Below are 23,015 nucleotides of genomic sequence, written 5' to 3'. Positions count from 1 at the left end.
TCACTCTTGTTCGTAATTCCGGAAACCGATGTGCTCCAGTGCGCCCAAGCCGGTGACCGCGCGGCGGTCTCGAATGTCATTGCAGCGGTGCGCGATTTCGCTGTGCCCTATTGCCGGGCTCGTCGGTCTGGCTGCTGGCAACGCGAGGGCGCCGACGAGTTGGCCCAGCGGGTATGTCGCGTCGTGATGGACCGGGTGGGCAGGTCCGACACCCTGACCCCACGGGCCTTTCTGCGGTTGCTCTATTCGACCACAGCTGCCGAGATCGCTCATCGACCGCGAAATAGTATGCACACCAACGCCATAGGTGGAGCACTGGGTTCTATGCCCGAACTGCAGCGACAAACCCTCGTGTTACGGATAGCGGTAGGCCTGTCCACCGCGGACACTGCGGCAGCGCTCGACCTTCCCCTGGCCTCGGTACAGATCTTCGGGCACCGGGCGCTGGATCGGCTGCGTGCGGCGGCGGCATGAGGGGTTCGAATCCGCGCGCGCCTCCACGGGAGCCGAAACGACTGCTGCCAGTTGGCAGGCCGCGTTACCCCCGGTCGAACCTTCCAGAAGAAAGTAGAACAATCATGAGACGAGACAACTCGACGACCCGCCGCCGGATTCTGCTCGTGGCCACGAGTCTTGCAGTGACACTCGCACCGGCGATCGCGGTGGTCACACCGGCGGTCGCTGATACCGTGCCCGGCGTCGTGCAGGTCGATCGCGGCAACTACGACGTGCCGGGGCAGGGCAGCCATGGCGATGACGTCAACCGGACCAAGCATCACCGGCACCATTCGCGCCCGAATACCAACTTCAACAACCAGTTTCAGAACCAGCGAGGACCGTTGGGTAGCCTCAACTCCGGTGTGATACCTCGGCTCGGAAGTAGCTGAGCACCGAAACGCGCCGAATGCTGGGTGCGGAGTCGAGCGCTCTGCGCCCAGCGCCGGATCACCTCAGTCAGCACCGGTGGTCACATGGGCCACATCGGGAACATGTGGTTCCACCAGGTGCGAAACATCGCCATCATCTGCGGCCACATCATCGCTGCTCACCTCCTCACGCACGAACCTGCCCGGCGATGATGGTTACCCGAATGGTCGGCCCCGACACCGCCCCCGCGGACCGGAGGCGAGCGCGAGCGGGTGTCGGTCCTATCAGTGCTCCAGTGCGGTTACCGCCGTCCCACGGCAACCCGAGCGACATTCACTCCGAGGGCGGTGCGCACGGCCGCGATCAGCAGCGCGATTCCTATCGCATAGATCACCGTTCCCGCGATCATCTCTGCGGGTCGCGTTCGGGCTGTGGCCTCGGCGGGCACGTACAGCTCGCGTGTCTGGGTGATTTGTTCGGCATGCCCTGCGTTCAACGGAATCCATGCTTCCAGCTGACGGTGAGTGGACTGGCGCAGTTCGACATAGACGAACCAGCGCCCGTTTGTCGGTACCTCGATGGTGCCGGTGTATGTGCATGACCTGACCGCGTGCAGCGGCGCAACGATCGTGTCGCCCGCGCGGCGCGCGACCACGTCGGCCGGTGCCAGCGTGTTGCAGCCGTGGGCGACGGTCGCGCGAATTGTCAACGTGCGTGCGACGTTCGACGCACCGGTCAACTGCACGCGCTGCACCGGTGCCCCCTGGCCGGGGTCATGTGCCCGCGCCGGTGGGGGAGGGACGCTCAAGGGCAGCACCGCCGCAGCCAGCAGTCCACCCGCCACCGTCGGCGCCCAGCGATCCCGGTACCCGGCGGCCACGACGACGATCGCCGCGACGGCGATGATCGGCGCGGCGGAGATCGCAATGGCGCCGGGAGCTTGGCTTGCCAGACCCGTGGCAGCTGCGAGCCAAGCTATCGCCGCGGTCGCACACGCCCCGGCCGCGTAGCGCTGAGCCAGGTGCGGCAGGGGAAGGTCAATCAGCGCCAGACCCAGCACGGCCAGCGGCAGGTCGGGAGTGCTTCGACCCAGTAGCAGCAGAGTCAGGCTGATTGCGATGCGTAACCCCGCGTAGCCGAGAACCATTGCGGCGACCGGAAAGCGAATCGACACGGATTCGCGCGCCACCCAGGCCACGAGCATCCCGGTGAGGATGAGGATCGGCAGGTAGAACGCCTCGGAGAACTGTGGCACACCGGTCTCGTACTCGAAGACGACCGCGGCGGCGTTACCGATCAACAGAACCGAGGCCGCCCAGCGCAGCGGGCGGTGGTGGTGTGGCGAACCGGTGAGGATTCCGATGATCAGCGCAGTCGAGGCAAAAACCAGCAGCATGTGGGGTGGACTCCACAACACGGCGTCGCGGCCGAATTGGGCATGCCAGGTGGCGTCGATCGGCGCGGCCGCCAACGCCCCGGCACCGCCGAGGGAGGCGACGGTCACCGGTCGGTAGCCCAGCGCTGAGCGCACCGACCGGGTCAGCCACAGCGTTCGAAAGCCCCACCCTGCCACCACGATTCCGACCACTGTTATCGCCCCGTACAGCAGCAGGTGCGGGGGAATCCAGGCCGAATCGCGACCGACGTCGGTATGCCAGGCGTCGTCCCAGTAGGTCGCGAAAAGCGCCAGCATTCCGGCCGGGACCGCGACCCACCAGGCTCCCACAGGAAGCGTGAGACGCTCTAGTTGCGATTCTGAGACTATCATGTCTCAACTATGCTGTTGTTATGTCGCAACGTCAAGAGCCGATCGTCGATCGAGCGCTGCTGGACGCCACGGCCGCCGCGGTGGCTCGGTGGGGTCTGGCGGAAGTCACGCTGGACCGGGTCGCCGTCGAAGCCGGCATGTCTCGGGCGACCATCTATCGGCGTGGGGTTACCCGTGAGGACCTCGTCGCGGCGCTGACAGCGGAGGCCGCCGACACCTACCGTCGCGCGATGCTGCCGGCGCTGGCCCGCTCCGGCAGCGCTGCGGAGCGTTTGCGTCATGCGCTCGAGGCGTTGTGCGATACCGCCGACGAACATTTGTACCTGCTAGCGGGGATGTTTTTGGCGCGCGGTGAGGTCTTTCATCAGCCGGGACCCGATTCTCTGACCCTGGAAGTCTTCGCCGAACCCTTCGAGCGGCTGCTGCGAGATGGGGCCGTGGACGGGACGTTGCGGCATCTTCCGCCGCAGACCACGGCCACGGTCTTGTTCAACCTCGTGGGTTGGGGCTACATCCACCTGCGTGCCGCCCACCAATGGGGTCAGTCGGCTGCCCGGTCGGCGATCCTGGATTTGGTGCTGCAGGGACTGCTCGGGCCCACCCCTTCCTCACCGGACACCGGCTAGCGCCGGCGTACCGAACGATGCGCGCCTCACCTAAGCGCTTGGTTTGCCGGCGAGTGCGGATATCGCGCGAGCAGCAGATGGACGGCGTGCTTCCTGCCACCGACCTGGCGGTCGCCTTCGAAGTCCAGCCCCGCCTGCCGCAGCTCGGCGCTGATCTCCCGAATCAGACGTCGCCCAGAACTGGTATTGGGAGTGCAGCCGACCGGCCGCGAAGTCCGCGCGAAACCGTGCTCGCGTGTCCGTGAGCCTGTTTTCCGACATCTCGAACCCGCAGACCATGCCGTCGTCGCGACCTTGTCGAGCAGCAACTCGAGTTCGATCGCGCCGCCGAAACCGATGTCGGCGGCGACCCGGCCGGGCCCGGTCCGGGCGGCGTCGACCGCCGCGCTGATCACGGCGCGATCGGTCCGGTTGAAGACGCGGCAGACTAACTTCGCGGTCGAGGGAGATGGCTGGCCGTGATCGCGAGCAGACGATCCGGAATCCACACGCCGCCGATCCAATCACGACCGACTCGCGCATCAGGGAATCCCCGGAGACCAGCTCCGCGCCTCAGTGGCAGCACCGACGGGCCGCTCGTCCCTCGGGTCCGATCCGGACGGGGGAGCTAGGGGTGGCCGCCGACGCGGCGGACAGCCCGGTCAGTGCACAGCTGATGATGCACCGCACTGTCATTCGAGTCAGCGGGTGGCGTGCGGCTCGCGCAACGGACATCGACATGGCACTCATGTTGCCTTCCCTTCCAACACCTATCCCGGCGAGAACGCAGTTCGCGTGTTGCAGATCTGCGCCGCACGAACCAGCAATCCGGGTGCGGTTAGGCGGCGTGCGAGGTGAATCGACGCAATCGCAGGCTGTTGCTGACGACGAACACCGACGAGAACGCCATCGCAGCGCCGGCGAGCATCGGGTTGAGCAGGCCTGCGGCGGCCAGGGGGAGTGCGGCGACGTTGTAGGCGAATGCCCAAAACAAGTTGCCTTTGATCGTGGCCAAGGTCTTGCGGGATAACCGGATGGCATCTGGGACCGCCCGCAGATCACCGCGTACCAGAGTGAGGTCGCTGGCTTCGATGGCGACGTCGGTCCCGGTGCCCATCGCCAGGCCGAGGTCGGCCTGAGCCAACGCGGCGGCGTCGTTGACGCCGTCACCGACCATGGCCACCACCTTGCCTTGCCGCTGAAGCCGCTTTACCGTGTCGACCTTGTCGCTCGGCATGACCTCGGCGATGACGGTGTCGATCCCGACCTGCGCGGCGATCGTGGATGCCGTCGCGACGTTGTCGCCGGTCAGCATGATCGGTGTCAACCCGAGCTCATGAAGCTGCTGGATGGCAACTGCCGATGTTGGTTTGACCGCGTCGGCCACGACCAGCACGGCCCGGGCCGTACCGTCCCATCCGACAGCGACCGCGGTTTTGCCTTCGGACTCGGCGTGCCGCATCGCTGCCTGGAGGTCTTCGGGCAACGGCTGCGCCCAATCGACCAGCAGCCGTTGCCGGCCGACGAGCACGGCGTGCCCATCGACGATGCCCTGGACACCGAGGCCCTCCATATTTCTGAAATCCTCGACGTCGGGCAAGTCGCCGACCTTGTCGCGCGCGCCGTCGGCGATCGCCTTGGCGATCGGATGTTCGGAGGAATCCTCTAGTGCCCCAGCGAGTCTGAGCACTTCATCGGGCTGTTCGGCCGCGGCGGTGATCACGTCGAGCAGGGTCATCGTACCGGTGGTGACGGTGCCGGTTTTGTCCAGCACGATCGTGTCGATACGCCGGGTGGACTCGAGCACCTCTGGGCCTTTGATGAGGATGCCCAGTTGCGCACCACGCCCGGTGCCGACCATCAGCGCAGTGGGGGTCGCCAACCCAAGTGCGCATGGGCACGCGATGATCAGCACAGCCACTGCCGCGGTGAACGCCGCCGCAATCGACCCTCCGGTTCCGATCCAGAAGCCCAGTGTCGCGACCGCCAATGCGATGACGATCGGGACGAAGACACCGGAGATCCGATCGGCCAGGCGCTGTGCCTGAGCCTTGCCGTTCTGCGCGTCTTCGACGAGCCGGGCCATCTGAGCCAGCTGCGTGTCGCCGCCGATCCTGCTGGCGCGCACAACGAGTCGGCCGCCGACGTTGACTGTCGCGCCCACCACCTGATCGTTCGCGCCGACTTCCACAGGTACCGATTCGCCGGTGAGCATCGACGCATCGACTGCCGAGGAACCCTCGATCACGACGCCGTCGGTGGCGATTTTCTCGCCGGGGCGGACCACGAATTCGTCACCGACCGCGAGCGCCTCGATGGGGATGCGGTGTTCGACTCCGTTCTTGCGGACTGCGACATCCTTGGCCCCGAGCTCGAGCAGGGCCTGCAGCGCGGCACCGGCGCGCCGCTTGGAGCGGGCCTCGAAGTAGCGACCGGCGAGTATGAACGTCGTCACACCCGCGGCGGCCTCGAGGTAGATGTTGCCGGTCCCGTCGGTGCGGGCGATGGTCAGCTCGAACGGGTGGGTCATGCCGGGCATACCGGCGGTGCCCCAGAACAGGGCATACAGCGACCATCCGAAGGCGGCGAGAGTGCCCATGGAGATCAGGGTGTCCATGGTGGCGGTGCCGTGGCGCAGGTTGGCCCAGGCAGCTTTGTGGAAAGGTAGCGCTGCCCACACGACCACAGGCGCAGCCAGGGTCAGCGACAGCCACTGCCAGTTGGTGAATTGCGCGGCCGGCACCATCGCCAGCACGATCACCGGCACCGTCAACGCGACAGAGATCAGTAAGCGTTGGCGCAAGGAGGCCGTCGGGTCGGTCTGTGCGGTGTCGCCTGCGTCGGGTTGACCGTCGAGTGCCGGGCCAGCAGGTAGGTGCGCGGTGTAGCCGGCATCTTGGACGGTGGCGACGAAGTCGTCGGGCGATATGTCGCCGACGTATTCGACGCGCGCCTTCTCGGTCGCGTAGTTCACGCTCGCGGTGACACCGTCGAGTTTGTTGAGCTTCTTCTCTATCCGCGCGGCACACGACGCACATGTCATCCCGCCGATGGCCAATTCTATTTGCTTTGTGGGGGTTTCGGTGACGGCGTTCATCCTCGGCTCCTCGTGTGTTTAGTGGCCGAGCCCGGCGGGATGTTCGCTCGTCGGATGACTTGTGGCGGTGACGGGCTGATTCGGTGTGTGTCTCGTGGTTTCGTTGCCGTGGGGCCCCAGCGTGGCGCCGACCCCTACGGCTACGCCGAAGATCACGGCCAGGCCGAGGGCGAACCCGGCGATTTTGGTTGCGGCGTTCATTCTGATCATTCCTGCCATGACGTCGGGAGCTAGTTCATTCGGCCAGTTGGTATCCGGCCTCCTCGATGGCCTCGGCGAGCGACGTGCGGTCGACGGGGGAGGAGCTATCGATGGTGACGCGGCCAGTGGCCAGATCGACGTTGACGCCCGTCACGCCCGGGATCTTGTGGATTTCTTCGCTGACAGACGCCGCACAGTGACTGCAGGTCATTCCTGTGACGGTCGCGGTGGTTGTTGTGGTCTCGCTCATCGCCGGCCTCGCTTCTTCCGTCGTTGCATGGTGGGAGGCGGTTCGACCCGGTCTCGCCACCTCCATATCTACCATACCCCCCTACCGTATTCAAGTGGTCTGGAGTTCGGTACGGTGTGGCTGGCTGCAATCACCTCGACACCGCCGCGTGGCGGCATCGTTGTCGCGGCGCAACTGTGTCCGACCGGCAGTCGCTTCTACTATCGGGCATAGTAGGTGGTATGTGTGTGGACTTGCTCGGCTGGAGTGGTAGCAGGGACGCATACCGGCCGTCAGCTGACGCGATCCGCTCTTTTGCCGACACGGAAGATTCAGCGTCGCGCGTCGCTCCGGTTCGGGGCCTTTCCGATTTTCGTGGTCAGGTCCACCGCACTGCTACCGTTGGGGCATTGTGAGGTCAGGCGTCGTACGCATCGGTTCGAGAGTGCCGCCTGTGCTGGCCATCGTGGTGGCGGTGTGGATGCTCGCGGCCGCGGTCGTTCAGTGCGGCGTGCTGTGGCCCGATCGCGCCGTTGCTCATCCTCCGCATGCGTTGTCGGTGGTGTCGGGTGCTGGGTCGGGCGATGTGGTGACCGATCATGCCCACGTCACGGGCGAGACGCGGCACATGGCCCACGGTTTCCTCACCGCGGTGTTGCCGCGTATCGACAGTTCGCTGGCGACGCTGCTCCTAGGTGGCGTCGCGTTGGCGGTGCTGAGTGGCCTGTTGCTGGTGGCTTCGGTGCGGCCGCTGCGCGGACCGCCGGGCGGTCTGCCGTTTTCCTGTGGCGGTAGCGCCATTCTGAATCATCTCTGTATCGCTCGACGCTGATCGGTTAGCGCCAGGCCGGTTGTTGCCGTGTGCACAACGGCCGGTGACCGCTTTTCGATTTCGCCGTCTCGCCGCAACTAGCGGCGCCGATACGGAAGTGACGATCACTGATGAACAACGTCTTGTTCGACGACACGCCTGACCTCGATTCGGGCCCACCGCGATCACTGGGCCGCTATCACCGCCCGAGCACACTGGTGGGCAATACCCCGGTGTTGTGGATTTCAATGCCGTTCGCCCCGGCAGAGCGAGGATTCTGGGCGAAGCTGGAAGGAACGAATCCCGGTGGCATGAAGGACCGCCCCGCGATGCACATGGTGCAGCGTGCGCGGCAGCGAGGCGATCTTGCGCCGGGCGCGCAGATCATCGAATCTACCAGCGGCACATTGGGGTTGGGGTTGGCTCTGGCCGGCACGGTGTACCAGCACCCGGTGACGCTGGTCACTGATCCGGGCCTGGAACCGATCGTTGCGCGTCTGCTCGCCGCCTACGGGGCCCGGGTCGAGATGGTCACCGCGCCGCATCCGGTCGGCGGCTGGCAGCAGGCCCGCCGCGAGCGAGTGCAGCAACTACTCGACGCGGATACATCGGCGTGGTGCCCGGACCAGTACAGCAATCCCGACAACGTCGCCGCCTATGCGCCGCTGGCGCACGAATTGCTCACGCAGTTAGGCCACGTCGATGTCCTGGTCTGCTCGGTCGGGACCGGCGGTCATTCGGCCGGCATCGCGCGGGTGCTGCGCCACCACAATCCCAGCCTGCGCCTGATCGGCGTGGACACGGTCGGGTCGACCATCTTCGGGCAAGCCGCCACCCCGCGGCTCATGCGCGGTCTCGGCTCGAGCATCTACCCGCCCAACGTCGACTACTCCGCATTCGACGAGGTGCACTGGGTGGCACCGGCCGAGGCGGTCGCGGCATGCCGGTCCTTGGCCGTCACCCACCACGCCAGCGGCGGCTGGAGTGTGGGCGCGGTAGCGCTGGTCGCCGGCTGGGCGGCACGGACCAGCGCGGCCGACACGACGATCGCGGCGGTGTTTCCCGACGGCCCGCAACGCTACTTCGACACCATCTACAACGACGACTATTGCCGCCACCATCACCTGCTCGATCAGCCAACACCGGCCGAGCCGACGACCATTGCTCATCCACGCGATGCGGTGGTGCGTTCCTGGACCCGCTGCGTCAACGTCATCGATCCCCGGGAGGCCAGCCGATGAGAAGCTTCGTGTCGCGGTTCGCCAGCTTCGACGGACCGAGCCGAATGTTGATGATCAACCAATTCGGCATCAACATCGGCTTCTACATGCTGATGCCCTACCTTGCTGGCTATCTGGCCGGACCACTCGGGTTGGCGGCGTGGGCGGTCGGCCTGGTGCTGGGAGTGCGGAACTTCTCCCAACAGGGCATGTTCGTTCTCGGTGGCACACTCGCCGACCGCCTCGGATACAAACCGATGATCGTCGCCGGCTGCCTGCTCCGTACCGGCGGCTTCGCGCTGCTCGTCGTCGCGCAGTCGCTGCCCGCGGTGTTGATTGCCTCGGCGGCCACCGGCTTCGCTGGTGCGCTGTTCAACCCCGCGGTTCGTGCCTACCTCGCCGCCGACGCCGCAGAGCGCCGGGTCGAGGCGTTCGCCATGTTCAACATCTTCTACCAGGCCGGAATCCTGCTCGGCCCGCTGGTCGGACTCGGGTTGGTCGCCTTCGATTTCCGGGTGACCGCCCTCGGCGCGGCGGTGGTGTTCGCGGTCTTGACGGTGGCCCAGCTGCTGGCGTTGCCCCCGCATGCGGCCGAACCGGCGACCGAGAAGACCTCGGTGCTCGAGGACTGGCGAGCCATCATCGCGAACCGGCCGTTCGTGCTGTTCGCGATCGCGATGATCGGCTCCTACGTGCTGTCGTTTCAGATCTATCTCGCGCTGCCGTTGCAGGCCGGTTTCCTGGTGGGCCCACAGTCGCAGACGACGCTGGTCTCCGCGCTGTTCGTGGTGTCCGGATTGATCGCGGTGGCCGGACAGCTCAAGATCACTCGGTGGTTCGCGGACCGTTGGGGATCCGGTCACAGCCTGGTCGTGGGAATGAGCATTCTCGCGGCATCGTTTGTCCCGCTGATCGTGGTACCCGACGCCGAGCGGTTCGGCACCGCGACCGCCGTTGCCGCCTTGGTGGTCTCGGCGGCTCTGCTGGCCGTCGGTACCGCGGCCACCTTCCCGTTCGAAATGAACACCGTTGTCTCCCTTGCCGGTGGCCGACTCGTGGCCACCCACTACGGCTTCTACAACACCGTCATCGGCGTCGGCATCCTGGCCGGCAACCTGGCGACCGGTTCGATCGTCGGCGCCGCGCGACACCTCGGATCCGGGGAACTGGTATGGCTCGGGCTGATCCTCATAGGTGCAGCAGCAGCGTTCGGACTACACCGCCTCGACAAGCGCCGGATGCTCGAACCTGCCGTAGCGGTCGAGGTTTGAATTCGCAACGGTATTCGATCTTGTCACCGAGTCCGGCCACGACCTCCGAAGCCGCATAGTAGGTTGGCGACCGTGCGCTGGGGTGAGATGCGATGAGTAGCCTCAATCTCGGCGTCGCCGCCGCAGCTGTAGTCGCAGGGCTTGCCGGGATCTACGGTGTCGGATTGCTGCTGCGATGCGGCACAGCCATGCGCGAGGTGTCACCGTTCCTGACGGGGTCGGCGCCGAGGGAACATGCGTTTTCGCGGTATCACGTGCGCTGGTACACGGTCACGATGGTGTTTTTGGCCTTCGACATGGAAATGGTGTTCATGTATCCGTGGGCGCTCGTGGTGGCCGAGATCGGGGCCACCGCGGTCGCCGAGATGTTCGTGTTTCTCGCAATACTGATGGCCGGTGTCGTTTATGCGTGGCGTGAGGGCGCGTTGCGGTGGACGTGAGGAATTGGTTGCGCCACCGGATCCAGCCCTGCGTGCTGTCGATGACCGCGCCAGCCGGTACTGCGGAGCGTTTGGCCGTGGAAAAGGCTGTGCGCGAACGAGGCTGGCCGATGGCGTTGAGTCCTGCCGAAGCGAACATACTGATCGTCGCCGGCGCGGACCTGGAATCGATTCGGCTCGCTGTCGAGTCGGTGTGGGCGGCGATGCCGCACCCGCGAGCGCGCGCCGACCTCCGGCACGCCAACGATGTCGCAGCGATGCTCGATGCCGCCGTGAGCCAGCTCGCCGGGGACACACCGGACGCGCCGAGAACTACACCACCGGCAGCCGAGCCCCTATACACCGGCCACCACGAGCGCGCACTCCTCGGCGGCGGCCATGAACACCGCGGCCCCCGCGGCACCACATCCGACAACGGTCACGCCGTCGGCCACGGCGAATCCGGGCACGACATGCATTCCGAGCACGCTGGCGACGAGCACGGTGGCGACGAGCACGGTGGCGACGAGCACGGTGGCCACCATGGCCACAACATGGCGGGGATGCAGATGCCCGGTGGCATCGCGATGGCTGAACGCGCCTTAGACCGCGATGGCCTGAAATTGGATGTGCTCAATGTGCCCCTCGGGCCGGCCACACCGCTATGGCCGACGGGTCTGCTGGTCACCGCCACGATGCAAGGTGACGTCATCACCGCGGTCGATGTCGCCACGCTGTCCGCGGCCGCAGGTGACGGCCCGTTCTGGTCGCATCTGGCCGACCAGATCGGGCCGGAGCGCGCGACGAGCGCGTGGCGGCTGGATTCGTGCAGCCGCCTGCTGGCTTTGACGGGGTGGGACGACACCGCCATCACCGCCCGGCGCTTACGCGATGACATCCTCGCCGGGCCTGTGGGACTCGCTACGCGCCGGCAAGTGCGGGCCTGGAGCGCCCGCGTGCGCCGGTCACGAATGCTGCGGTGGTCGCTGTCGGGGCTGGGACCGGTTCCCGGCGATGAGCACCTAGCAGAGGAATACACCGGTGATGCATATGACCGTCTCCTGCGCTGGGTTCATGGCATCGAGACCGCGGCACTCGGTGGCCCAGCCGGGCTTGAGTCACCTGTGTGGACCCAGTGGTTACTCGATGCATTGCCGGGACTGCTGGTTGGCGCCGAGGTGGCGCAGGCGCGTCTGATCGTGGCGAGCTTCGATCCCTATCTCGCGCTCGTGGCGCAGCCCGGTCATCACGGGGAAGAAGCTCATCGTGATTGAGACGTTCCCATCCTGGAGTGCGGCGTTGTTGCCGGTGGCTGTCGTCGTATTCGTGTGGATGGCAGTAACTTTTGAAGCTGTCGTGCGGGCAGCGCCGGCTCGGGCACCGCTGACTGCCGCGATGGCTGAACCGCTGCGCTCAGCAGCGTTCTTGTTGGTGCAGCAACGTCGAGTCCTGGTGGGGTCGGATCGGCTGCTGTGGCGTGCCGGTGCCATGGCGCTGATGTTGGCCGCGGTTCTGGCCGCCGCTGTAGTGCCGTTCGGTAACCGCGTGGTGGCCGATTCCGCAGTGAGCCTCGTCTGGTTCAACGCGATGGAGGTCGTGGCGTGGGCGGCGGTGTGGCTCGCGGGCTGGGGCCCGAACTCGACGTTCAGCCTGGTCGGTGGCTACCGGTTCGTCGCGCAAGGGCTCGCCTATGAACTGCCGCACATGTTCGCGCTCATCACCGTCGCTGTCGGAGCCGGGTCGTTACGCGTCGCCGATGTCGTTGCTGCACAACAGGGCTTGTGGTTCGTGGTGTGGATGCCCGCAGCGTTTGTGGTGTATCTGCTCTCGGTATTGGCGATGTCGTTCATGCCGCCTTTTCGGCAGGCGGTCTCCAGCGACATCGCCGGCGGGGTCCTCGCGGAGCTGTCGGGTGTCGATCGGTTGGTGTTCCTCACCGGACGCTGGAGCCTGTTCGTCGCGGGGGCGGCGATGGCGGTGCCGTTGTTTCTCGGCGGTGGTTCGGGTCCACTGCTGCCGGCGTGGCTGTGGTCGGTGATCAAGACCGTGATCGTCGTGGTTGTGCTGGTGTGGGCGGGCCGGCGCGTCCCGACCATGCGCATGGAACGGTTCGAAGAGTTTTCCTGGGTCGTTCTGCTGCCGGTGATGCTGGTGCAGACGTTGATCGTGTCGATCCTCGCGGTGGCGTAACGCCGGAAGGGAAGGTGAAAGACTTTGTCACAGATCGCTTTCTGGGTGTGCGCCACGGGCGCCGTCGTCACTGGGATTGCAGTATTTCGGGTGAGCTCGATGGCTAGAGCCACCTTCGCGCTGCTGCTGTCGTTCGTTTTCTCCGCCGTCACGGTTTTGCTGGTGCAGCTGACCTATCTCGGAGTGTTGGTCATCCTCATGATGATCATGGAGATGGTCGTCATGGTGGTGTTCATGATCATGTACATGATGAACCCGGCCGGGCTCATGCCGATGACAATGGTGCACAACCGAAAAGGAGCCCTGGCGATCTCTTTCGGCGTTTTCGCCGCACTGACCGCGGGCGCGCTTCTTGTTCCGTGGCCGCGATCCGCCTCACCGGTACCTCCGCGGCCGACGAAGACTCTCGGAGAAGCGCTGATGGGACCCGACATGCTGGTTATGATCGTCGTGGGCATGGGGTTGTTCGCGACGATGGTGTCAACCGTCGTGTTGGCGACTCATCGCGGCCGCTACGACCGCTTCGGTGACGACCTCCAACGACGTCGACCGATCGATCCGCTGCCGGGAGTGCGGCGGTGAATTTGCCGGAGTATCTGGTCCTCGCCGCGGCCTTGGTTAGCGTCGGCCTCTACGGTGTGTTGTCGCAGCAGTCCATTGTCATGGTGATGATGGGACTCGAGTTGATGATCAACGCGGTCATCGTCGGTACGGCGGCGTTCTGGTACTTCACCGCTCCGCAGCGCCCCGATGGCCAGGTGTTGGTCCTGGTCGCGGTGACGGTCATGGCCGTCGAGATGGCCGCTGGTTTCGCGGTGACCACCGCGATCTTTCGTGCCCGTGACGTCGACATGGTCGACATGGCCGCAGATCTCAAGGACTGACCGGTGCTGTGGTCGCTGATTGCCGTGCCGGCGATCGTTGGTGGCACCCTGCTGTTGGCGGGCCGCCGCGCCGATCGATGCGCCGCCGGCATTGCCCTCGGCGCCGCAGCGGCCACATTGGCTCTGTCGATCGTGAATGCTGCGCAGCGACCGACGGTTTCGGCGCCGTTTCTGGCGGGTGTCGCGGTGGTCCTGCGGGTCGACGGGCTGTCGGTGGTCATGATCGTGACAGTTGCGGTCGTCGTGGTGGCCGTGCTGGTTTTCGCTGCGGGTGATCTGGGACGGGATGCCGCGCGCGCGAGATTTTTCGGGTTGATGCTGATTTTCGCCGCGGCGATGTTGGCGACGGTCACGGCGGCGACGTTGGTCGAGCTGTTGATGGCGTGGGAACTCATGGGCGCGGCGTCGTATGCGTTGATCGGGTTCCGCTGGGCCGACGCCGACCGAGCAGCGTCTGGACTGGCGGCCTTCCTGACCACCCGAACCGGCGATGTCGGGCTGTATCTCGCTGCCGGGGCTGCTGTGGCCGGCGGCGCAGGGTCGCTGCGTCTGGTCGACTTGCCCGGGCTGGAAGGGCGGTGGCGGGATGTCGCGGCCGCCGGCATCGTAGTTGCCGCCCTGGGGAAGTCCGCGCAGCTCCCGTTCAGCTTCTGGCTGTCCCGGGCAATGGCCGGACCGAGCCCGGTGTCGGCCTTGCTGCACTCGGCGACGATGGTGGCCGCGGGTGCTTATCTGCTTCTTCGGTTGCAGCCGGTGCTGGCGGCGACCGATTGGGCCGCCACTCTCGTGGCTTGGGTCGGGGTCGCCACGGCGGTGGCATTGGGTGCGGTCGCGGTATGCCAGCACGATCTGAAACAGTTGTTGGCCGCCTCGACCTGTTCGCAGGTAGGCTACATGGTCCTGGCCGCAGGTGTCGGTGATGTCGCAGGGGGGACCGGCCAGCTGGTTGCACACGCAGCGACCAAGAGTCTGTTGTTCTTGGCCGCTGGCGCGTGGTTGACCGCACTGGGCACCAAGAACCTGTCGAGCCTGCGTGGTGCGGCGCGGCGCTATCCGGTGGTGGGGTGGACCTTCAGTGTCGGTGCCCTGAGTTTGGCGGGTGTGCCGCCGCTGTCGTTGTGGGTGAGCAAGGATGGGGTGCTCGCCGCTGCGGCGCAGCAATCGCAGCCACTGTATGTGATCGGGTTTGCCGCCGCGGTTCTGGGCGCGGTGTATGCGGGGCGGGCACTGGTGTTGGTGTGGTTGCCCGAAGCCTCCGACGCCGCATCGGGATTCGACGTCGAGGAAAAAGGGACGCGGCGGGTGAAGGCACGGCAGTGGCTGCCGCTGGTCGCATTGGCCGCGTCCGCGGCCGGTCTGGGTGCGCTGGCGCTACCTGCGGTGCATTTCTCGGTCGTCGGTGGCGCGGCGGCGACCGGGGCCACACGAGGCGAGTTGGCGCTGTCGGGGCTCGTCGCTGTGGCCGCGGTTGCGGTGACCGCAGTCGTCGTGCGGCGATGGGGCGATGTTCCGTCGGTGTCGGTGTCGGTGTTGGCTGGGTGGCTCGGGCTCCAACACGGCGTGCGGATTCTGATCGTGGCGCCCACGCTGCGGACAGCGGCAGCGTTGGCACGCTTCGATGATGCGGTGCTCGATCGTGGGGTGTGGGCGCTGGCACAGGAGGGCATCACCGCCGCTCGCTGGACCGCCCGCGTTGAGCCCGTCATCGACGGGCTAGTGATCGCAGTCGCTGCAGGTGCGCGCGACCTGGCCGGATGGGCGCGCCGACCGCAGACCGGGCAGGTGCACCAGTACTACGCGCAGGCAGTGGTGGTGATGGTGGTTTTGGCGGTGCTGGTGGTGGTGCTGACGTGAGCGGCGCAACGATCCATGACGACAGGACGAGGTGAGTGTGCTCAGCATCGTGGTGTTCCTGCCCGTGGTCGCGGCGGTGGCGTTGTTTGTGCCGCGGCTGTCCGACCGCCTCATCCGCTGGCTCTGGGTGGCCGCCAGTGCGGTGGAGGTCGCGCTCGTCGCCGGGATGTGGGCGCGCTATCGGGGCCACGGCGCACCGCGGCGTGGCGGGTTCGCGTTCGAAGTCCGGTGGCCCTGGATCCCGAGCATCGGTTCGGATTATCACATCGGAGTCGATGGATTGAGCCTGCCGATGGTAGCGGTGACGGCCGTACTGTTCTTGGCCTGTGCGGTCTATTCGTTGCGTGAAACGCGCAGGGTACGGGCGTATGCGGCGCTGTTTTTGTTCTTGGAGACGGTGTGTCTGGGGGTTTTCGTTTCCCTGGATCTGGTGCTGTTCTTCGTGTTTTTCGATCTGTCGATCGTCGGGATGTATTTCGTCATCAACGGTTGGGGTCACGGCGGAGCGCGTCGCGCGGCGTTGCAATTCTTCCTGTACACCTTCATCGGATCTCTAGCGTTGCTGGTGGGCTTCATCATCGTCTATCTGGCGGGGACACCACACACCTTCGACATCGTCGATGTGGTCGAAGTGAACCCGTTGGCCGGCAAGGGCGCGATCGCGGCCGCGGCGCTGGCCGCGATCGCGGTCGGCTTGGCGATCAAAACTCCGACCGTGCCTTTTCATACGTGGTTGCCGCCCGCGCACACCGAGGCACCGGCGGCAGGATCGGCGATCCTGGCCGGTGTGCTGCTGAAACTGGGCACCTATGGCTTCGTGCGTATCGCGATGCCGCTGCTGCCCGAACCGTGGCGGCGCTTTGCCGTCGTCTTTGTCGTCGTCGGTGTCGTCAGCGTGCTCTACGGTGCGCTGGTTGCATTGGCGCAGAACAACTTCAAACGCATGATCGCCTACACGTCGGTAAACCACATGGGTTACATCGTCTTAGCGCTCGGTGCCGCCGGAATCGTGGCTGACACAACGGTGCAGGCACGTCAGCTCGCAGTCGCTGGCGCGGTCACTCAGATGGTCAGCCACGCTCTGATCACCGGTGCGCTGTTTCTGCTTGCCGGTGTTCTTTACGACCGGGGCCGCAGCTACGACATCAACGCCTATGGTGGATTGGCTTCCTGTGCCCCGGTTTTCGCTGCGACCACCGCGGTTGCTGCCTTCGCCTCGCTGGGATTACCGGGTTTTTCAGGCTTCATCGCGGAGTTTCAAATATTCACCGGCTCACTGCAGCCCGCACCCGTGGCCACAGTCGCGGCGATGTTCGGAATCCTGCTCACCGCGGCTCTGTTGCTTCGCGCGTATCAGCGTATCTTTCTCGGCAAGGCCCAGCACGGGCATTCGTCGATCACCGATTTCACCGCATCCGAGGCGATCTCGATCGTGCCGCTGATGGCGGCCTCGGTAGCCATCGGGTTGTTCCCGCGGTTCTTGCTCGACGTGATCGAGCCAGCATCGCGGACACTTGTGCTGCTGGTGGAGCGCTGACATGCAGGACATGTCCGCCACAATGGTCGAGGATCTGGCCACGCTGGCGCCGGAAGCAGTCCTGGCCGCAGGTGGCGTAATCGGTTTACTTGTCGGCGCATTCCTGCCACGCCACCGCCAATGGATGGTTCGACTGGGCTGCGCGGTCGCCGCCGGTGCCGCGTTGATCCTTACCCTGATCGCCTGGGGGCGCGCCCCGACCGGGGCGTTTGAGGGCAGCTACGCCGTAGACTCCGCAACCAACGCGACGCGGATCGTCGTCACCGCGTCGATCCTGCTCGTCCTTGCGCTGGCCGTGTCCGAGACACGGTCGCACTCACGCGAGTCGGAGTTCTGTGTGCTAGTGGTGCTCGGCGGGCTCGGCGCGGTGTTGCTCGGCGGCGCCACCGATTTGCTGATGATCGTTGCGGCGTATCTGCTTGCCAGTGTTCCTCTTTACGCGTTGACCGGATTCGGCAAGGACTCAACGGGCACCGAAGCCGCGATGAAATACTATCTTTTGGGTGCGCTGTTCGGCGCCATCATGCTGGTTGGCGTCACCATCTTGTTCGGCGTCGGGGGCGCGACGGGATACGTGGCGCTGGCGGCGGCGGTGCCGACCGCGCCGACGGTCGCAGTGGCGGTCGGCGCGGTCGCCTTGATCACTGGCCTGTTGTTCAAAGCCGGGGCCGTACCGGCACACTTTTGGATTCCCGATGTCACCCAAGGTGCGCGGCCATCGGTGGCGGCATTTGTCACGACTGTCCCTAAAGTCGGTGCCGTGGTGGCCATTTTGCGGCTCTCCGTCGATGTCCTCGATCACGCGACACTGAACTGGCCGTCGATAATCGCCGTAATTGCGGCGGCCACGATGACATTGGGCAACCTAGGTGCATTCTTCCAGGCCAATACGCGACGGCTGCTCGGATACTCGACGATAAGCCAAGTAGGGTACCTGTTCATCGGTGTCGCCGCCGCACCGACCGAGTTAGCCCGGCCCGCAACGCTTTTCTATCTCGCTGCCTACGCACTGTCGAACCTAGGTGCATTCGCGGTGATATGCGCGCTACCGAACCTAGTCACCGTCAGCGATTTCCGTGGCCTGGTTCGTCGACACCCCGCGCTGGTTGCCTCGCTCCTCGTATCGCTGCTCGGGCTTGTCGGCACACCGCCCACGGCGGTCTTCGTCGGGAAACTGACAATCTTCGCCGCGGGGTTCGACGCCGGCCTCGGCTGGCTCGTCGTGCTCGCCGCCGTCAACACCGTGGCCAGCCTCTTCTACTACCTGCGCTGGATTGTGCCGGCGCTCGCCGGTGAGTCCGATCCCGTCACGGTGACCGTGCGTCCGGCAGCAACGGTGGCATACCTCGCCGCTATCGCGACTTTGGTCGTCGGAGTGGCCAGCGGCGCAATCTTGGCACTACTCGACTAATCCACGCCCTCGACGAGTGGACGTCCACAAAGCCTCAAACGCGTGGTCGTGACGAATGGTTCTGGCGTGCTTGGGACCCACTTCACGTGTAGCGGTAGCGGTCGACGGAGCTGCAGGTGAGGCAGCTGGCTTTATAGCGAGATCGCGCAGCAAGAGGTCGTAGATCGGGGTGTCGCTCATACTTCACCAAAACTGACCGGACACATACAGACCTCACAACTGAGCACCTAAGCATAAACTACTAAGCACGATAGTAGCTGGCGGTAGCGATAACTTGAAGCGGGAGGGTGTCTGTGTCCCCTGCATCGGCGGCGACGAGGCGCCGCACCCGCACGGTATCAGTGCACATCGGGCGGTCTCCGATTTCACCGGCGTCCGCTAGGTTTCGTTTGCAGTGTGCGGCGGCGAGGTATTCGGGCAACCAGTCGGCGATTGTTTCGTCCGCAGCTGTGACGTGATGGGCAATCGCTCGAGAGGATGTAGTGGGGATGACGGTTTGTGTCGACGTCCGAGCCGAGCGTGAGCGCCTGTCACGCCGGTATCGCCTGGGGCGGCCGTTGCCCGATTTCGTCTACAGCAGCGATGAGGATGCGCTGTGGGCGCGCGTTTTTGGGGCGCTCAGCGACATGCACGAACAGCTGAGCTGCGAGCATTACCAGTCTGCCGGGCGACGTGTCGCGCTACCCGCCGACCGGGTCCCGCAGCTGAGTGAGGTGTCGAGCACGCTTGGGTCTCTGACCGGTTTCGAGCTTGCGCCGGCGATGGGCGCCCTCTCCGGTCGGCTGTTTTTTGCGCCGCTGGCCGACGGCATCCTGCAGTCGACCCCCGACGTGCGACCGGTGACGGAGCAGTTGTTTTCGCCGCAGCCCGACGTAATCCACGAATTGGTCGGACACGCAGTGATGCTTGCCGATCCAGAATTCGCAGATATGTATCGATGGTTCGGACGCGCCGCCAAACACGCCACCTCCGACGATGTCAGCAAGGCGATCGGACGGTTGTTCTGGTTCACCATGGAAGTCGGCGTCGTGGCCGAGAAGGGGCGACCCCGAGCGTGCGGTGCGGCGATACTGTCCTCGATGACCGAAATGGAAAACATGGCCAACGCCGAGTTACGGGAGTTCCGCGCCGAGGATGTCATCGCCTGCGACATCGATGACAGCGTGTGTCAGCCGGTCTTGTTCGTCGCTGATTCGGTCGGCCACATGATGAACGAGGTACGGCGTTTCGTCCGAACACTCGTCAGCGCGGACTAATGGGCACGGTCGCGCGAGGTCCAGGGCGGCATTCTGCTGCGATCGCCGCAGCTGTGTCGGTCGCTTCGACAATCCTGCTGGCCGCACGTCGATCACGATTGTTCGGGCTGCGGCTGCCGCGTTCGGTGCTGGCGGCCATCGCGGCAATCAGTTCGGCCGTCGCCGTCAATGAGTCCATCGGCAAACCGGTCATTGTTTTGCGATGGTCGTTTCTGCGGTTCCTGTTCGGACTTCGCCACATGGGTGCCACTTGGCAGGTCGGCGACGGCCGAGAACAAGCCCTCGCCGATTACGTGTGCGCACATGCTCGCAGAAATGACATCGACGACGCGATCAGAGCGATCGACGAGTTCTGTTACGCCAAGAAGTACCTCATCAACGTCGGTGACGAGAAGGGCGAGATCCTCGATCGCGCCGTCGTCGCCGCGCACCCTCGGCGCCTGCTGGAACTGGGCACCTACTGCGGGTACAGCGCATTGCGGATTGCGCGGGCCATGCCCGCCGATGCTGTTCTGTACTCGATCGAGTTCAATCCGGCCAACGCCGTAGTCGCCCGGCGGATCTGGGACCATGCCGGGATCGGCGAGCGCGTCGTCGTGATCGTCGGAACGTTCGGCGACCAGGGAAAGACCCTCGGCACACTTCGTGAGGAATACGACTTCGCACCCGGCACAGTCGATTTCGTTTTCCTCGACCACGACAAGGCAGAATATCTGCCCGATCTGCACCGGATCCTCGACGAGAAATGGCTGCACGCAGGTTCGGTTGTGGTGGCAGACAACATCAAATACCCTGGCGTACCGCAGTATCGAGAATTTATGCGCCGCCGAGAGGGCGTCGACTGGCACACCCGCGAACACCAATCGCACGCCGAATATCAAAGGCTAATAAAGGACCTCGTGCTCGAATCGACCTACCTCGGCTGATCCGAACAGCGCTATCACCGCGATTCCCAGCTTCGCTGGATTGCACCACGCCTGATCTCACCACCCAGGTCCGCGCGTATGCCCTTGCGTCACAGCGGCGCATCACACGCCACGGCACTGTTGCTCGTCGGGTTCAGCTGCAGTGCGATTACATTCGCGATGATGCTGGCCAGCCTGCTCATGGCCATGCATGGCATCACACATTCCACCACCGTGTACGACAAGTTCATCTGTCCATCCATCGGCTCGCGGCATTCGCCCCCCGTGCCGAGCAAACTGCTGACAGTCGATGGCCGGGGTACAGCGGCACCGAATAACGCCGGCCTCCAACGAGGCTGACACGCCAACCATCGAAGACGACATGCCCGACGGCGCGCGTATCACGGGTGGAGATTGCCCTCACCGACCGCTGCGCCACCAGCCTCGTTATGGGCCGGATACGCATGCACCAGAACGTAATCGAGCTTGGACACTGCATGGGTAAGCGCGTGTTCGGCGTCGTGAGCGATGCGGTGGCCCTCGCCGAGACTGACCTGAGGATCGATGTCGAGTTCGGCGTCGGCGCGCAACCGGTGGCCGATCCAGCGCATCCGGACGCTACGCACACCGACTACGCCCGGTTGAGCGGCAAGCACGTTTTCGGCCGTGTCGACCAATTCCGGTTCGACACCGTCCATCAAACGACGAAACACATCCCGTGCGGCGGTCCGCAACACCATGAGGATGGCGACGGTGATCAGTAGCCCGACGATCGGGTCGGCAATCGGATAGCCGAGCGCGACACCGCCGGCACCGAAAACGACTGCCAGTGAGGTGAACCCGTCAGTGCGGGCATGCAGGCCATCGGCGACCAGCGCGGCCGAACCGATCTGGCGCCCGACCCTGATGCGGAAGAGCGCGACGAGTTCGTTGCCGATAAACCCGACAAAACCGGCTGCAGCGACCCAGCCGAGGTCATCGATCGCAACCGGGTGGATCAATCTCCGCAGCGACTCGTAGCCGGCGATGATCGACGACATCGTGATCATCGCTAACACGAACAGTCCGGCGAGGTCTTCGGCCCGGCCGTAGCCGTAGGTGTAGCGGCGACTTGCCGGACGGCGGCCCAGCGCGAAAGCGATCCACAACGGAATCGCTGTGAGCGCATCAGAGAAGTTGTGGATGGTGTCGGCGGCCAGGGCCACCGACCCGGACAAGACGACGATCGCCACCTGCACGAGGGCAGTGACCCCCAGTCCGACCAGGCTGATCTTGACCGCGCGGATGCCGACGGCGCTCGATTCCAGAGCATCGTCGACACTGTCGGCAGCGTCATGGCTGTGCGGAGCAAAAATTTCCTTGATCACCCCGACCATGCCTGACCTGTGCCCGTGGTCGTGGTCGTGGTCGTGGTCGTGCCCGTGCCCGTGCCCGTGCCCGATCGGGGACTGGCGATGAGTAGCATTGCGACTCATAGGTTTTCAACCTTTCGAGCTACTGGTGCGCGGTCATGCAACTCGGCAAGGTCGCGACTGCTTCGATGATGCGCAGGAATACCCGGACCTGCGTGTTCAGCGTTGTAGACGGCATCGGTGACCAGCTGGCGGACATGATCGTTTTCGTGGCTGTAGAAGATCGTCGTCCCGTCACGTCGGGTACGGACCAACCGGGCCATCCGCAGTTTCGCCAAATGCTGCGACACCGACGCGGCCGGTTTACCGACATGATCGGCCAACTCGTTGACCGACATCTCCCGATTCGCCAATGCCCACAACATCTGCACCCGCGTCGGGTCCGCCAACATCCGAAACACCTCGACCACAAGACGGACCTGGTCGTCGGCAAGAACCCGCTGACACGATCCACCGGTATCTGCATTCATACGCAAATAATAAGGGATGGAACCCATCGACAAACTTCATTCAAAGCTATCCATGCCTTTAGGGTGTCGAAGGGACCTACCCATCAGGCAACGAACGTCCAACTGACGATGGCCGGAAACTGGCGAGAAGGACCGACCGAGGCGCGGCGGACGACGGATCATTGCTCATCTGGGCGAACCGGCAAACCAACCACCGCAGCCAGCGCGATCACGACCAACCCGCCGCCGACGATCCACCGGAGGATTCGAGTGGTGCAGCCGCCCGATCGCTCCACTCACGAGGCCGACCACGGTAAGACATGCCGGAGAACACTCACGACTCGATCGATGCGAGCATGTTTCCTGGGTGATTGCGGCACCTGGCTCTACCGCGAGGCCGGTCGCGATACCGGCCTTGTGTGCGTTGACGGGGTTCTCTATCTTCGTGGCCTCGCGCCGTAGTGCTGGAGCGCTGGTGAGCAGGCAGTCGTCGCACAGGAAGATGTTCCACACGGGTTCTGCCATCGGGCCATGAATCATGTGCTCCACTTTTTGTCACCGTGACGCTACGAGGAAGGCCGGGTACGACCCGAAATGTCGGGGTGGTGGCTTACCGTAAGGCCATGACC

The 23,015-nt window shown here is 64.9% G+C and carries 24 protein-coding genes; 16 read left to right on the top strand and 8 right to left on the bottom strand.

All coding sequences use genetic code 11. The annotated features are described in order from the left end of the window. Positions 1–87 precede the first annotated feature (87 nt). Together FOS14_RS22305 and FOS14_RS22300 are read left to right on the top strand one after the other, a co-directional pair. Positions 88–474 carry a sigma factor-like helix-turn-helix DNA-binding protein gene (locus tag FOS14_RS22305; protein ID WP_143773058.1) on the top strand — a complete coding sequence of 129 codons (387 nt, stop codon included), beginning with the start codon at positions 88–90 and terminating at the stop codon, positions 472–474. A 104-nt stretch (positions 475–578) separates the two neighbouring features. Next, positions 579–887: a hypothetical protein gene (locus FOS14_RS22300; RefSeq protein ID WP_143773057.1), complete on the top strand. Its 309-nt coding sequence runs from the start codon at positions 579–581 to the stop codon at positions 885–887. Positions 888–1,168: 281 nt separating this feature from the next. Here the strand turns inward: FOS14_RS22300 and FOS14_RS22295 are convergent, their stop codons facing one another. Beyond that, complete coding sequence (locus FOS14_RS22295) at positions 1,169–2,593, bottom strand: hypothetical protein (RefSeq protein ID WP_185981895.1); 1,425 nt, start codon at positions 2,591–2,593, stop codon at positions 1,169–1,171. Positions 2,594–2,655: 62 nt separating this feature from the next. Between FOS14_RS22295 and FOS14_RS22290 the strand changes: the two genes are divergently transcribed. Then, positions 2,656–3,261, top strand: a complete 606-nt coding sequence (locus FOS14_RS22290) for a TetR/AcrR family transcriptional regulator (RefSeq protein WP_143773055.1) — start codon at positions 2,656–2,658, stop codon at positions 3,259–3,261. Positions 3,262–3,287: 26 nt separating this feature from the next. Here FOS14_RS22290 and FOS14_RS22285 read toward each other — a convergent pair whose 3' ends face one another. The 4 genes from FOS14_RS22285 to FOS14_RS22270 form a co-directional block, all read right to left on the bottom strand. Next, positions 3,288–3,656, bottom strand: coding sequence for a hypothetical protein (locus FOS14_RS22285; protein ID WP_143773054.1), 369 nt, complete (start codon positions 3,654–3,656; stop codon positions 3,288–3,290). Positions 3,657–4,078: 422 nt separating this feature from the next. Then, positions 4,079–6,337: a cation-translocating P-type ATPase gene (locus FOS14_RS22280; protein WP_143773053.1), complete on the bottom strand. Its 2,259-nt coding sequence runs from the start codon at positions 6,335–6,337 to the stop codon at positions 4,079–4,081. Between the two features lie 18 nt (positions 6,338–6,355). Then, complete coding sequence (locus FOS14_RS22275; RefSeq protein ID WP_143773052.1) at positions 6,356–6,538, bottom strand: hypothetical protein; 183 nt, start codon at positions 6,536–6,538, stop codon at positions 6,356–6,358. Between the two features lie 34 nt (positions 6,539–6,572). Continuing rightward, positions 6,573–6,788, bottom strand: coding sequence for a heavy-metal-associated domain-containing protein (locus FOS14_RS22270; protein ID WP_143773051.1), 216 nt, complete (start codon positions 6,786–6,788; stop codon positions 6,573–6,575). A gap of 433 nt (positions 6,789–7,221) precedes the next feature. Between FOS14_RS22270 and FOS14_RS22265 the strand changes: the two genes are divergently transcribed. The 13 genes from FOS14_RS22265 to FOS14_RS22205 all read left to right on the top strand — a co-directional run bounded on the left by FOS14_RS22265 (position 7,222) and on the right by FOS14_RS22205 (position 20,546). Beyond that, positions 7,222–7,599: a hypothetical protein gene (locus FOS14_RS22265; protein ID WP_143773050.1), complete on the top strand. Its 378-nt coding sequence runs from the start codon at positions 7,222–7,224 to the stop codon at positions 7,597–7,599. 110 nt (positions 7,600–7,709) lie between these two features. Continuing rightward, the gene (locus FOS14_RS22260) at positions 7,710–8,819 is read left to right on the top strand and encodes a PLP-dependent cysteine synthase family protein (protein ID WP_143773049.1); all 1,110 of its coding nucleotides are present in this window, start codon (positions 7,710–7,712) and stop codon (positions 8,817–8,819) included. Continuing rightward, entirely contained in the window at positions 8,816–10,069 is a 1,254-nt protein-coding gene (locus FOS14_RS22255) for an MFS transporter (protein WP_143773048.1), read from the top strand. The genes FOS14_RS22260 and FOS14_RS22255 overlap by 4 nt, the downstream gene beginning before the upstream one ends. A 92-nt stretch (positions 10,070–10,161) precedes the next feature. Continuing rightward, positions 10,162–10,509 (top strand): NADH-quinone oxidoreductase subunit A, encoded by a 348-nt coding sequence (locus FOS14_RS22250; protein ID WP_143773047.1) that lies wholly within the window; start codon positions 10,162–10,164, stop codon positions 10,507–10,509. Between the two features lie 41 nt (positions 10,510–10,550). Further along, positions 10,551–11,762, top strand: a complete 1,212-nt coding sequence (locus tag FOS14_RS22245; protein ID WP_143773046.1) for a hypothetical protein — start codon at positions 10,551–10,553, stop codon at positions 11,760–11,762. Beyond that, positions 11,755–12,678 (top strand): NADH-quinone oxidoreductase subunit H, encoded by a 924-nt coding sequence (locus FOS14_RS22240; RefSeq protein ID WP_255450524.1) that lies wholly within the window; start codon positions 11,755–11,757, stop codon positions 12,676–12,678. The genes FOS14_RS22245 and FOS14_RS22240 overlap by 8 nt, the downstream gene beginning before the upstream one ends. 24 nt (positions 12,679–12,702) lie before the next feature. Further along, a complete protein-coding gene (locus FOS14_RS22235; protein ID WP_255450523.1) occupies positions 12,703–13,260 on the top strand; it encodes an NADH-quinone oxidoreductase subunit J in 558 nt (185 codons plus the stop codon). Then, positions 13,257–13,562 (top strand): NADH-quinone oxidoreductase subunit NuoK, encoded by a 306-nt coding sequence (nuoK, locus tag FOS14_RS22230; RefSeq protein ID WP_143773044.1) that lies wholly within the window; start codon positions 13,257–13,259, stop codon positions 13,560–13,562. Before FOS14_RS22235 ends, nuoK begins: the two co-directional genes overlap by 4 nt. A gap of 3 nt (positions 13,563–13,565) precedes the next feature. Further along, positions 13,566–15,416, top strand: a complete 1,851-nt coding sequence (locus FOS14_RS22225) for an NADH-quinone oxidoreductase subunit L (RefSeq protein ID WP_143773043.1) — start codon at positions 13,566–13,568, stop codon at positions 15,414–15,416. A 37-nt stretch (positions 15,417–15,453) separates the two neighbouring features. Then, on the top strand, positions 15,454–16,953 hold the full coding sequence (locus tag FOS14_RS22220) for a NuoM family protein (RefSeq protein WP_143773079.1): 1,500 nt from the start codon (positions 15,454–15,456) through the stop codon (positions 16,951–16,953). Between the two features lies 1 nt (position 16,954). Further along, positions 16,955–18,364: an NADH-quinone oxidoreductase subunit N gene (locus tag FOS14_RS22215; RefSeq protein ID WP_255450522.1), complete on the top strand. Its 1,410-nt coding sequence runs from the start codon at positions 16,955–16,957 to the stop codon at positions 18,362–18,364. A 488-nt stretch (positions 18,365–18,852) separates the two neighbouring features. Further along, the gene (locus FOS14_RS22210) at positions 18,853–19,620 is read left to right on the top strand and encodes an amino acid hydroxylase (protein ID WP_143773042.1); all 768 of its coding nucleotides are present in this window, start codon (positions 18,853–18,855) and stop codon (positions 19,618–19,620) included. A gap of 176 nt (positions 19,621–19,796) precedes the next feature. Further along, a complete protein-coding gene (locus tag FOS14_RS22205) occupies positions 19,797–20,546 on the top strand; it encodes an O-methyltransferase (RefSeq protein WP_370512281.1) in 750 nt (249 codons plus the stop codon). Positions 20,547–20,635: 89 nt separating this feature from the next. Here FOS14_RS22205 and FOS14_RS24875 read toward each other — a convergent pair whose 3' ends face one another. From FOS14_RS24875 to FOS14_RS22195, 3 genes are all read right to left on the bottom strand, one after another. Beyond that, positions 20,636–20,776 carry a hypothetical protein gene (locus tag FOS14_RS24875; RefSeq protein WP_185981894.1) on the bottom strand — a complete coding sequence of 47 codons (141 nt, stop codon included), beginning with the start codon at positions 20,774–20,776 and terminating at the stop codon, positions 20,636–20,638. A gap of 150 nt (positions 20,777–20,926) precedes the next feature. Further along, positions 20,927–22,000 (bottom strand): cation diffusion facilitator family transporter, encoded by a 1,074-nt coding sequence (locus tag FOS14_RS22200; protein WP_143773041.1) that lies wholly within the window; start codon positions 21,998–22,000, stop codon positions 20,927–20,929. After that, positions 21,997–22,407: a metalloregulator ArsR/SmtB family transcription factor gene (locus FOS14_RS22195; RefSeq protein WP_143773040.1), complete on the bottom strand. Its 411-nt coding sequence runs from the start codon at positions 22,405–22,407 to the stop codon at positions 21,997–21,999. Before FOS14_RS22195 ends, FOS14_RS22200 begins: the two co-directional genes overlap by 4 nt. Positions 22,408–23,015 lie beyond the last annotated feature (608 nt).

It is taken from the genome of Skermania sp. ID1734, assembly GCF_007489285.1.
Classification (GTDB): domain Bacteria; phylum Actinomycetota; class Actinomycetes; order Mycobacteriales; family Mycobacteriaceae; genus ID1734.
Note: the sequence above shows the minus strand (reverse complement) of the source record. Positions and strands in the feature narration are given on the sequence as shown.